This window comes from Bradyrhizobium sp. (assembly GCF_028868675.1).
Lineage (GTDB): Bacteria > Pseudomonadota > Alphaproteobacteria > Rhizobiales > Xanthobacteraceae > Bradyrhizobium.
In genome coordinates this window covers 1-11,468 of sequence record NZ_JAGWUA010000158.1, presented here as the reverse complement: position 1 = coordinate 11,468, position 11,468 = coordinate 1, and the positions used below count along the sequence as shown (strand labels likewise).

Genomic DNA, 11,468 nt, shown 5'->3' with positions numbered 1-11,468 from the left:
ACATTCCCATGCGGTCCGACCCTCAGGCGCGGGCGGACCTCGCCAAGCCCCAATCCATAGCACAGCCTCGCGCAGCGCCGGTCGCAGGGCCAAGCAGCCATATCGCCGGCGATATCTCAGCACCGGCTAATTTCCGTTGCCGATCAAGGCGGTCGCCACCATGGCGCTCCCGGATTCGGCGGGCAAGGATACCAAACCTAAAGGCTTGCCACGTAGATTTTCGAGCGACGTCTTACCGATAGCGAGACCATGGCCACCGCGGCATCGCCGTTCCTCGTTCCGACTGCGGCCGAACTGGACGCCGCGCGCCGGCAGCCGACCGCCGAGGTGCGTGCGCGGCGGGCCAGGCAGCGTCGCCAGATCCAGGCCATGGTCGCGGTCAGCTACCTCTTGGATACCGGCATTCTCGCCATGTACGCCCATGCCGGCATCATCGCGGCGACGATCCCGTTCGCCTATGCCGGCGCGGGGCTGCTGTCGATCGCGAACTACCTGGTGTTATCGGAGACCGGCATCAACGACCGCTTCCGCGACCACTATCTCGTCGCGCCGCAGTCGGCGGTGAGCATGCTGATCATGCTTACCTTCACCTACAACGCGCCGGAAGTCGGCGTCGTGTTCCTGTGCTCGCTGTTCACGGTGTTCGGTTTCGGCGCGCTGCGCTCGGCACCGCAACAGACCGCCGCGATCTGGACCGTGATGGTACTCGGGCTCGCCTTCGTCTTCCTGCTCACGGACAAGCCGATCGCAGTGCCGATGGACGGCCGGCTCGAGCGGCTCGCCACCATGCTGGTCTTCGCGCTCAACATCGGGCGCTGCATGTTCCTCGGCATCTTCTCCAGCGGACTCAGCCAGTCGCTGTATCAAAGCGGCCTGAAACTCAAGGAAGCCTACCGGCGCATCGAGGAACTCGCCGAGCTCGACGAGCTCACCGGCTCCTTCAACCGCGGCTGCATCATGCGCCATCTGGACCAGGAGATCGCCAATGCCCGCACCGCGTCGAAGCCCTGCTCCGTCGCGCTGATCGATCTCGACTGGTTCAAGCGCATCAACGACGCCCATGGCCACCCGGTCGGCGACGAGGTGCTGCGCACCTTCGCCATCACGATCTTCGCCAACATCCGCCCGGTCGACCGTTTCGGGCGCTACGGCGGCGAGGAATTCCTGCTGCTGCTGCCCGGCACCGAGCGCGAAGGCGCCGCGCGGGTCCTCGACCGGCTGCGCATGATCGTCGCCGACCTCGACTGGAGCGCCTTCTCGCCGGGCATGCAGGTAACGATTTCCGCCGGCGTCGCCGAACTGCACGACAACGACAATGCCGACACGCTGCTCGCGCGCGCCGACGGCGCGCTCTATTCCGCCAAGGCGCAAGGGCGCAATCGTATTGCGACGAGCTGACCCATCACTCCATTCCCGGCGGCGGAGAAGCCGGCGCCGGATCGAACGCTCCAGGACAGGGCCATGATTTCCAGATTTCGCATGGGGGCCGGCAAGAGCGCCGACCAGGCACCCGAGAACCTCCTCGACGAATTGCAGGCAACGCTGTCTCACGGCACCGTGGCGCGCCGCGTGGAGACGCTGCGCCGCGTCGCCGACCTCTTCGTCAACGGCGCCGTGGACTATTCCGACGAACAGATCGCCCTGTTCGACGATGTCTTCCAGTGCCTGCTCGACAAGATCGAGACCTCGGCCCGGGCGCTGCTGGCCAACCGCCTGGCACCGATCGACAGCGCACCGCCGAAGACCGTGCGCACGCTGGCGCTCGACGACGTGATCGAGGTCGCCGGCCCCGTGCTGTCGAAATCGGAGCGGCTGGACGATGCGACGCTGATCGAGGTCGCACGCAGCAAGAGCCAGGCGCATTTGGCCGCGATCGCGACCCGGCGGGTCCTGAGCGACGCACTCACCGACGTGCTGTTGGCGCGCGGCGACGACGCGGTGATCCGCACCGCGGCCGACAATCCCGGCGCGCGGTTTTCCGAGGGCGGCTTCACCCACCTGGTCGAGCGCGCCGAGCGCGACGACGACATCGCCACCTGCGTCGGACTCCGCCCGGACCTGCCGCGCCATCATTTCCTGAAGCTCGTCGTCAAGGCCTCCGCGGCCGTGCGCAAGACGCTCGAAGCGGCGAGGCCCGGCGAGGCCGAGGCGGTCGCAAGAGCGGTTCAGGAGGCGACCCAGCGCATCCGCTCGGCGCCGGCGGCCACCACCCGGCAGACCGAGATGGCGCGCGCGCTGGTCAAGTCGCTGTTCGACGACGGCCGGCTCGACGAGCGCCAGGTCGCGATCTTCGCCGAGCAAGGCAAGTTCGACGAGACCAATGCCGGGCTCGCGGCGCTCGCCAACGTGCCGGTCACGGTCGCCGAGACCATGATGATCGAAAGCCGCACCGAGGGCGTGATGATCCTCGCCAAGGTCGCCGGGCTGTCGTGGCCGAGCGTCCGCGCGATCATCGCCATGCGCGACAGGCTGTCCGGCGGCAAGCCGACCGACATCCTGAGCCTGCGCGATTCCTACGAGCAATTGCGCAGCGCGACCGCCCAGCAGGCATTGCGCTTCCAGCGCATGCAGCAGGGCACGGGAAGCCCCACACCGGCGGCGTGAGGCGGGTGACGCCGCGTCTAGTAGCGCAGCACCCTCGCGCCTGCGAGCGCGCCGATCGCGCTCACCAGCGCCGTTGCGAGCGTGTACCAGGTCGCGACGAACAGGGGCGAATCGTCCGTGCAGTGCGACGCGTAGAGCGTCGCGGCCAGGCCCGCCGACAGCAGTCCCGCGATGGCGCCGGCCAGCGCCGGATGCGACGGCGCGCCGTGGCGCAGGCCGAACAGGGCGCCCGCCAACAGCGGCAGCGACATCGCCGGGATGGACGACAGGCAGGCCCTGGAGTTCTTGCCGACGAGTCGTGTCATCATCGGCATCGAGGGCCCCATCATCATCTCGCCGCCGATCGCGACCGCGAGCAGCCCGACCGGGATCAGCAGGAGCCAGCCCCAGCCGCGCATCAAGGCCTCGGGCCGCGACAGATGCAGGCTGACGACGATCGCGGGGATCGCGAGCGACAGGGTGACCGCGAACTTCAGGTCGAAGAACGGATTGTGGATCGCCGTCATCACGTCCGGCCGCATGCCGAGGAAGGTCACGAAGACCAGGATCGACAACGGCGCGGCAACCAGCAGCGAAAGCATCAGCACTGCGCCGACGCGGGGCGCATGGCGGGCGTTGTCGGCGGCGAGCGTGCGAAGGAGTTGATCGGTGTCCATGCTCACTTGTCCCGCAGTTTGGCGGTCAGCGCGGCCAGCCCGCGATGCAGCGCCACCCGCACCGCGCCTTCGCTCATGGAGAACTTGGCGGCGGTGTCCCTGATCGAGGCGGCATCGACCGCGATCGACTGCAGCACGTCGCGCTGGCGCTGCGGCAGGGTTCCGAGTTGGGCCGCGACCTCGTTCGCCGAGGCCGTCTCCTCGCGCGCTTCCCCGGGCAGGACCTCCGCAAAGTCGTCGATGTTGACGAACACCCGCCTGCCCCGCCGCCTCAGCGCGTCGATCAGCTTGTTGCGGGCGATCGCGAACAGCCAGGGCGCGAAGGGCGCTTCGCTGTCCCAAGTGTGCCGCTTCAGATGCACCGCGAGCAAGATGTCCTGCACGATATCCTCGGATTGATCGGCCGGCGCCCCGGCCCGTGCCAGGCCACGCCTGGCGGCAGCCCGCAGCACCGGCGTCACCGCCTTCAGCAGGCGATGATACGCCGCATCGTCCCCCGCCATGGCCGAGCGCATCAGGCCGCTCCACTCGTCGTCACGTCCGCGCACGCGCGCTCCCGCCAGGCAATTCGGCCGTTCATTCAGTTTGTTACGCCAGCACGCAAGAAATCACCGATTCGTGATCCGGCGTCCGGATGCGATCCCCTGCGCTGCATCCCGGCCGGCAGGCTCATACCATCGATCCGGGCGGCTGACACGGGTCGCGCCCCATTTCATGCGGCGATTGCCCCGCTTTTGCCCGGTGTAGCCCGAAGATTCCCTGTTTCTGCCCCGCTGTCGTCACGGCCCCGGGTCTCTGTTCGCGCCGGGACGGGCGAATTGGGGAGATCGTCAACATGTTTGGAGCCACCGGGCGTGCGGCGTTGATTCTGTCCGCCGTGTTTTTCCTGTCCGTCGGGGACCCATCGCAGGCCGCGCCGGCCGCACCCGCCGGCGCAAGATCGGACAGCGCGGACAAGTCGGCCGAAACGGTCAAGTACACCAAGCACAGGCGCCACTACGCCCATCACCGCAGCAGCAGGACGGCGCAGAAATCCGACGACAAGGCCGGCAGGAAGGACGCGACCTTGGCCGACCGCGTCGCTCAGCCATCCAGCGCGATGCCGCCCACGGTCGCCAACGCCAACGCGCAGTTCGCGGCTGCCGACACGCCGACGGCCGCCACAGCGACCGCGATGACCGCGCGCGCCAACGACAACGTCCAGGCGGCGGCCGATAATACCGCTCCGGCGGCGCAGGGCGGCGACAGCCAGGTCACCGCCTCCGACCAGCTCAACGACGTCGACCGCGCCCTGCAGCAGGAGGCCCCGCCCGCGCAAAGGACCGTGCTCGCCGCCGCCGACGCGCAGCCGCGTCCGGCCCCGGTGATGGCGGCAAGCGGCAGCGAAAGCTCGACCTGGGACCAGACCTCCCTGATCGGCAAGATATTTATCGGTTTCGGCGCGCTGCTGACGCTCGCTTCCGCCGCGCGCATGTTCATGGCCTGACGGCCATCTGCGGGGTGCGCGCTTCCCGCGCGCCCGCTGCCTCTTGAAGCCCATCGCGCCAAGGGGCAAATTGCCCCCCGATCAAACGCGTGGGTGAAGCATGAGCACGTTCGAACACATCATCGTCGAAAGCAAAGGCGCGGTCGGCATCGTCAAGCTGAACCGGCCGAAGATGCTCAACGCGCTGTCCTTCGGAGTCTTCCGCGAGATCGCGGCGGCGATCGACGATCTCGAGGCCGATGACGCAATCGGCTGCATCGTCGTGACCGGCAGCGACAAAGCGTTCGCGGCCGGCGCCGACATCAAGGAAATGCAGCCGAAGGGCTTCATCGACATGTTCTCGGAAGACTTTGCCTCGATCGGCGGCGACCGCGTGGCGCGCTGCCGCAAGCCGACGATCGCGGCCGTCGCAGGCTACGCGCTCGGCGGCGGCTGCGAGCTCGCGATGATGTGCGACATCATCATCGCCGCGGACACCGCGAAATTCGGCCAGCCCGAGATCACGCTCGGCACCATCCCGGGCATCGGCGGCACGCAGCGGCTGACGCGCGCGATCGGCAAGTCCAAGACGATGGATCTCTGCCTCACCGGGCGCATGATGGATGCGGCCGAAGCCGAGCGCTCTGGCCTCGTCAGCCGCATCGTACCGGCCGACAAGCTGATGGACGAGGCGATGGCGGCGGCCGAGAAGATCGCCGCGATGTCGCAGCCGGCGGCCGCGATGGCCAAGGAGGCCGTCAACCGCGCCTTCGAGACCACGCTGGCGGAAGGCATGAACGTCGAGCGCAACCTGTTCCACTCCACCTTCGCGCTGGAAGACCGCTCCGAGGGCATGGCGGCCTTCATCGAGAAGCGCAAGCCGGTGAACAAGAACCGGTAAGTCCTGTCGTCCCGGGCAAGCGCAGCGCGACCCTGCAGATTTGCTGTGACGAACCTGCAACAAGCACGGATTTCATGGGGGTTTTGCCCGCGGCGGTTTGCCTGCGGGACGGCCCGTCGTTAAACAGGGTAAGAGGGCCGCCGGCGGCGGGGCGGACAGGGCCGGGGTTTTGCGGATTCACATGATCGGGCGGACCGCCAGAACTGGTCGCGCGGGGACGCGGCGTCGATCGGGCGTTGCTCCAGTCCTCGTCGCCTGCGCGGTGCTGGTCATCGCGTGCGGCCTGCCTGCGGCCGCCTCGGCCGAGGCGCTGCCCGATGCGCTGGCAAAGGCCTATCAGACCAACCCGCAGCTCAACGCCGAACGGGCGCGGCAGCGCGCCACCGACGAGAACGTACCGCAGGCGCTCGCCGGCTATCGGCCGCAGATCGTGGCGAGCCTGAGCGCCGGCCTGCAATCGGTCCGCAACCTGCTGCCGGACAACACCATCCAGACCGGAAACCTGAAACCCTGGGTGATCGGGGTGACGGTGACGCAGACCCTGTTCAACGGCTTTCGGACCGCCAACAGCGTGCGGGTCGCCGAGCTGCAGGTGCAATCCGGCCGAGAGGCGCTACGCAATGTCGGCCAGGGCGTGCTGCTCGACGCCGTCACCGCCTACACCAACGTGCTGGCCAACCAGTCGCTGGTCGAGGCGCAGCGCTCCAACGTGGCGTTCCTGAGGGAGACGCTCGCCGTCACCCAGCGCCGGCTGAATGCCGGCGACGTCACGCCGACCGACACCGCACAGGCCGAGGCGCGGCTCAACCGCGGTCTTGCCGACCTCAACGCCGCCGAGGTCGCGCTCGCGGTGAGCCAAGCGACCTACGCGCAGGTGATCGGCAATGCGCCGGCGCAGCTTCGGCCCGCCGAGGTCGTCGACCGCTACCTGCCGCGCAGCCGCGAGGACGCCATGGCGATGGCGATCCGCGAGCATCCGGCGGTGATGGCCGCGGGCTTCGACGTCGACGTCGCCTCTACCAACATCCGCGTCGCCGAGGGCGCCCTGCTCCCGAGCGCCAATCTGCAGGGCAGCGCCAGCAAGAGCCGCGACAACGACCCGCTGCTGGGCGCCCGGGCCTCCGACCAGGCCTCCATCGTCGCCAACGTCACGGCCCCGATCTATGACGGCGGCACGGCGGCATCGCAGACCCGGCAGGCGAAGGAGGTCACGGCACAGAGCCGGCTGGTGCTCGACCAGGTCCGTAACCAGGCGCGCACCGCGGCGGTCAGCGCCTGGGTCGCCAACGAGGGCGCCAAGATCGCGGTGTCGGCTTCCGAATCCGAGGTCAAGGCCGCGACCGTGGCGCTGCAGGGCGTGCAGCGCGAGGCGGCCGGCGGCCAGCGCACCACCGTCGACGTGCTGAACTCGCAGGCCGACCTGATCCAGGCCAAGGCGCGGCTGATCGGCGCGCTGCGTGACCGCGTGATCGCCTCCTACACGCTGCTGAGCGCCGTCGGCCACCTCGACGTCAAGACCCTGAACCTCAACACGCCGGACTATCTGCCCGAGGTGCACTATCACCAGGTGCGCGACGCCTGGCACGGCCTGCGCACGCCGTCGGGGCAGTGATCGAGCACTCCATCTGAACGCCTCTTGTCGAATTCGACGACGCGAGGTCGGGCAATTGTGGTATTGAGTTCGCTCAAGCAACCGCAATCCCGGGAGGAGAGAAGCCATGCTCAGCCGCCGCAATGTCCTCCTTGCCTCGGTCGCGGCCGGAATGGCCATGACGCGCGGAGAAGCCCACGCCAGGGCCGCGCAGCCGTCGACGCCGGTCAATTTCGACGTTCCTGCGCACGCCTGCGACTGCCACACCCATATCCACGGCGATCCCAAAAAATTCCCGTTCTTCGCCGGCCGCGTCTATACGCCGGAGCCCGCGAGCCCGGAGGAGATGGCCACGCTGCACAAGGCGCTGCACATCGAGCGCGTGGTGATCGTGACGCCGAGCGTCTACGGCACCGACAATTCGGCGACCCTGTTCGGCATCAAGGCGCGCGGCAACACCGCGCGTGGCGTCGCCGTGATCGACGACAAGACGAGCGAGAGCGATCTCGACAAGATGCAGCAGGAGGGTTTTCGCGGCATCAGGCTCAATCTCGCGACCGGCGGCATCAACGATCCGAACGTGGCGCGGGCGCGCTTCGGCGCGGCCGTGGAGCGCATGAAGACGCGGGGCTGGCACGTGCAGCTCTACACCACGCTAGCCGTGATCTCCGGCATCAAGGACCTCGTCGCTGCCGCGCCGGTGCCTGTCGTGTTCGACCATTTCGGCGGCGCGCAGGCCGCACTCGGCCTCGAGCAGCCGGGCTTTTCCGATCTCGTCGCCCTCGTCAGGTCCGGCAAGGCCCATGTCAAAATCTCCGGCGCCTATCGCGCCTCAAAGCTCGCACCCGACTACCAGGACGTCGTGCCGTTCGCACAGGCGCTGATCGCGGCCAACGCCGACCGCATCGTCTGGGGCACCGACTGGCCGCATCCGGATTCGAGCCAGGTGCCGGGCCGCAAGGCCACCGACATCGCACCGCTCTACCAGATCGACGACGGCCGCCTGTTCAACCAGCTCCCGGTTTGGGCGCCCGACGCCGCGATCCGCAAGAAGATCCTAGTCGACAACCCGGCGCGGCTCTACGGGTTCTGAGCCGGCCCATTGCACTCGCTTTGGCCGGGACTTGCTCTCGCGGAGCCCCGGCTTCCGTGGCGCTGAAACAAAATCTGCGGTTCAACCCCATGCACAGTGGCGCAAGGCGGGTCGGCGTATTTCGCTTTTCGCGAATTTCTCTTGACGCGTCGGGCAAATCAGGGGTACTATGCCATCATCCCGGCGCGACTGTGATCGGCAGATGATGTGTGCCCCGGGGCGGACGTCGGCGGGGAGGTCCGCCTGTTGCAGCGGCGCCACAAACTCCGTAATTCGGCGCGACCCGCCAGGAATCGGACGATTCGCTGCTTGACCCCCCTCTCCTCCGAGGAGCCTGCTGGGTTGGCGTTCTTGTGCCTTGGGGGCGGCCATGGATGGGAATCGCATATCACGCTGGATGCAGTTCGTCGTCGTGGCTCTGTCTGTCGCGTTGGTCGGCTTAGCCACCCGCGCCCGAGCTGCGCCGCCGGCACGCGCGGAGGCGGCGTCCTGTAGCGCTGCGCTGTTGGCAGATTATGCATCCCGGGGCATTGCGCAGCCGGAGCGGTGCTCTCGTAAACCGAGAACGACGAATATCCGCACACAACAAGAGCCTGCCAAGCTCTATTCGGTTGGACGGCGGATTGAACCTGCAAAACTTTACTCGGTTGGAACGCTCGTTCGCCCCCCGACCGCAAGCTTCGCCGGTTGGTTTATTAGCGGCAATGTCTCCGGCAATTTCAGCGCGCTGGATCAGACCGAAATATTCAAGATGACGAATGTCGTCACCAATCGCTTCTCGGATTCCAGCCAAACGGTGGGTTTCGGCTTCAACGCGGGCTATCTGTTTGCGCCATGGAACAACGGCATTCTGGTGGGGGCATCAGCTTCGGTGGATGTCCTCAACCAGGACACCAGCCATACGTTCCCCGGCGGGTTCTTTCTCGGACAAACCGCCGGTGTCATTGGATCCGTGAACGCGCAGTTGGGCTTTGTCGGAACCCCTCACTTCCTGATCTATGGAGAGGCCGGTCCGGCTTTCGTCAGGCTTGACCAGAAGCTCAACTTCAGCGGTCCCGTGACCTCGGTCGACACATGGGCCACGGGCGTGAATGTGGGCATCGGCGCCGCGTACGAACCGCCCGACTGGCAGTTCGCCGGACACCGCTTGGCGATCTTCAGCCAGGTCAATCGCATCTTTCTGCCGAGCGTGACGTTCGATAATCCGGGATCGCCCGGATTCATCTATCGCAACCAGAACGACATCGTTCAGCTCAAGTTCGGTTTGCGGCTCGAACTCGGGGATGGCGAACCGCGAGCGCCGATCATTCACGATGTGCCGCCGGTGGTCAGACCCGTATTTGGATTCCACTGAGCGGCGCGACCCGGACGTTTGACGCCGCTTGGTGTCATCAAACGCTTTCGAATGAGACCTGCCGGGAACGCCTAAGCGAAAGGTTGCCTCGGACTCCGTCGTTCTCGATCTCGCAGGGCCAGCCGCACCAACTCGGACTGAGAGTGAACGTTCATCTTTGCGAACGCGGCTTTCAGATGGGTCTTGACGGTGTTGAGGCTGACCGAATTTGCCGTAGCGACCTCCTGCACGGTGCGTCCGCCCACGATCTGATCGACGACAGCCGCCTCGGAATATGTCAACCCGAACTCACCTCTCATCTGATCGAGGAGATCTTCACATCCGCGCGTCTTCTCGAAGGTGAGCAGGAGGAATTCATCACCCTTTTCACCACCCTTGGGGGCACGGCTACCGTCCAGGAGTGCTGCACATACGTCGTACTCGCCCACCTGCAAACTCCGAACGGCGTCGACCCGCGCAGGCGGTCCGCTCGCAGCCGAGTTCAAGAGGCGCCCTATCGTGCACTCGACCCGAATGTCGCTGAAGACGAGCCGGCCTGCGCGGACGGTTGCCACGGCATTGTTCGCCAGGATGCGCTCCGCCACGGCATTGATTTGATCAATACACCGATCGGGGCTGAGCACGACGACGCCGACATTCAGTTGATTCAGGGCGGCGGTCGCGAGTGCCGCCTTTCTTTCCAACTGCAGTCGATCGAAATAAAGATTCGCCGAACGCGACAGGTTTGAAGAAATGGATTTCAGCCGACGCACGTCCTGATCGGAATAGGGCCCGTTCCTCGCACTCCGATGGATGCGGAGCATCGACACCGCCGGACCCCGTTCCGCGAGCTTGATCCCTATGACGTAGCGGGCGCCGAGCGGCCGCAGGAAGTCGTTGTAGATCTCCGTTTTCACGAAGGCTTCGCCGTAATGGGCCTGGGTCAGGAAGACCTCGCCGATCTCGGACCAGATGAGCGCCTCCCTGCAGGTGTCGACGGTGTGAAAATATTTGGCGTACCGTTCATTCGCCTCCGCAGGAAATCGTCCTGCCCGCGCGGAAAACAGGACGCACCCCTTCGCGCGATCCCAGACGGTGAAGTGCGATTCCATGGCTCCGAAACCGTCGGCCATCCCTGCCAGGGCGCTTGGCCAGCTTTCGGCACCCGTGATCGCGTCCAGAAATCGGTTGGCAAGCGGCTGCATCTGCTCACCTCCATCGGCAAGTTGAAACTACAGGTACCGCAACCCGGTGACAACTCTCCTCACCTGAATGGGTGAGGCGACGCCGGGATTTTGGGCACAGACTTCGAGCCGAGGAACGGACATGGGGCAGCCGCACGTCTTTCGGCACTGCACCAACCGTCTCTGCAAACGTCATACCTGTAAGAGGAGGACTCCGTGTCGACATCGCACAGTCTTTCAGGCGGATGTGCCTGCGGTGCCGTTCGGTACGAGACCAACGTCAATCCGGTGCTCATGCTGAACTGTCACTGTCGGGCCTGTCAGAGCGCGAGCGGGAGCGCCTATGCCCCATTGGTCGTGGTGCCGAAGGACGGGCTCAGACTTCTCGGAGAGCTGCGCTATCACCGCAAGATCGGCGACAGTGGCAAGGCCGTCGAGCGCGGCTTTTGTCCAAATTGCGGAAGCCAGGTCGCGCTCAAGCTGGAGCGGATGCCGGACGTAATTGCCCTGCAAGCCGGCAGCCTCGCCGATCCCGCGCAATACCAGCCTTCCATGGATATCTTCACCGAAAGCGCGCAGCCCTGGGATCACATGAACCCGGGGTCAAGAAAGTGCCAGCAAGGTCTTGCGGTCTGAACGAC

General features: G+C 66.3%; 11 protein-coding genes. 8 read left to right on the top strand and 3 right to left on the bottom strand.

What is annotated here, in order from left to right; genetic code table 11:
• Positions 1-249 precede the first annotated feature (249 nt).
• A complete protein-coding gene (locus KGM94_RS18620; protein WP_300262583.1) occupies positions 250-1,398 on the top strand; it encodes a GGDEF domain-containing protein in 1,149 nt (382 codons plus the stop codon).
• Positions 1,399-1,461: 63 nt separating this feature from the next.
• On the top strand, positions 1,462-2,604 hold the full coding sequence (locus KGM94_RS18615; protein ID WP_300262580.1) for a DUF2336 domain-containing protein: 1,143 nt from the start codon (positions 1,462-1,464) through the stop codon (positions 2,602-2,604).
• Positions 2,605-2,621: 17 nt separating this feature from the next.
• Here the strand turns inward: KGM94_RS18615 and KGM94_RS18610 are convergent, their stop codons facing one another.
• Together KGM94_RS18610 and KGM94_RS18605 are read right to left on the bottom strand one after the other, a co-directional pair.
• The gene (locus tag KGM94_RS18610) at positions 2,622-3,260 is read right to left on the bottom strand and encodes a DUF1109 domain-containing protein (RefSeq protein WP_300262577.1); all 639 of its coding nucleotides are present in this window, start codon (positions 3,258-3,260) and stop codon (positions 2,622-2,624) included.
• A gap of 2 nt (positions 3,261-3,262) precedes the next feature.
• Positions 3,263-3,808 (bottom strand): sigma-70 family RNA polymerase sigma factor, encoded by a 546-nt coding sequence (locus KGM94_RS18605; RefSeq protein ID WP_300262574.1) that lies wholly within the window; start codon positions 3,806-3,808, stop codon positions 3,263-3,265.
• Positions 3,809-4,095: 287 nt separating this feature from the next.
• On the opposite strand from KGM94_RS18605, the gene KGM94_RS18600 reads away from it, so the two are divergent.
• The 5 genes from KGM94_RS18600 (at position 4,096) to KGM94_RS18580 (ending at position 9,664) form a co-directional block, all read left to right on the top strand.
• Complete coding sequence (locus KGM94_RS18600; RefSeq protein WP_300262571.1) at positions 4,096-4,746, top strand: hypothetical protein; 651 nt, start codon at positions 4,096-4,098, stop codon at positions 4,744-4,746.
• A 100-nt stretch (positions 4,747-4,846) separates the two neighbouring features.
• Positions 4,847-5,626, top strand: a complete 780-nt coding sequence (locus tag KGM94_RS18595) for an enoyl-CoA hydratase (protein ID WP_300262568.1) — start codon at positions 4,847-4,849, stop codon at positions 5,624-5,626.
• 181 nt (positions 5,627-5,807) lie between these two features.
• Positions 5,808-7,238 carry a TolC family outer membrane protein gene (locus KGM94_RS18590; protein WP_300262565.1) on the top strand — a complete coding sequence of 477 codons (1,431 nt, stop codon included), beginning with the start codon at positions 5,808-5,810 and terminating at the stop codon, positions 7,236-7,238.
• Between the two features lie 106 nt (positions 7,239-7,344).
• On the top strand, positions 7,345-8,310 hold the full coding sequence (locus KGM94_RS18585) for an amidohydrolase family protein (protein WP_300262563.1): 966 nt from the start codon (positions 7,345-7,347) through the stop codon (positions 8,308-8,310).
• 397 nt (positions 8,311-8,707) lie between these two features.
• Entirely contained in the window at positions 8,708-9,664 is a 957-nt protein-coding gene (locus KGM94_RS18580) for a hypothetical protein (protein ID WP_300262560.1), read from the top strand.
• Positions 9,665-9,735: 71 nt separating this feature from the next.
• Here the strand turns inward: KGM94_RS18580 and KGM94_RS18575 are convergent, their stop codons facing one another.
• Positions 9,736-10,848 (bottom strand): helix-turn-helix transcriptional regulator, encoded by a 1,113-nt coding sequence (locus KGM94_RS18575; protein ID WP_300262557.1) that lies wholly within the window; start codon positions 10,846-10,848, stop codon positions 9,736-9,738.
• Positions 10,849-11,043: 195 nt separating this feature from the next.
• Between KGM94_RS18575 and KGM94_RS18570 the strand changes: the two genes are divergently transcribed.
• The gene (locus KGM94_RS18570) at positions 11,044-11,463 is read left to right on the top strand and encodes a GFA family protein (protein ID WP_300262554.1); all 420 of its coding nucleotides are present in this window, start codon (positions 11,044-11,046) and stop codon (positions 11,461-11,463) included.
• The last annotated feature ends 5 nt before the right edge of the window (positions 11,464-11,468 follow it).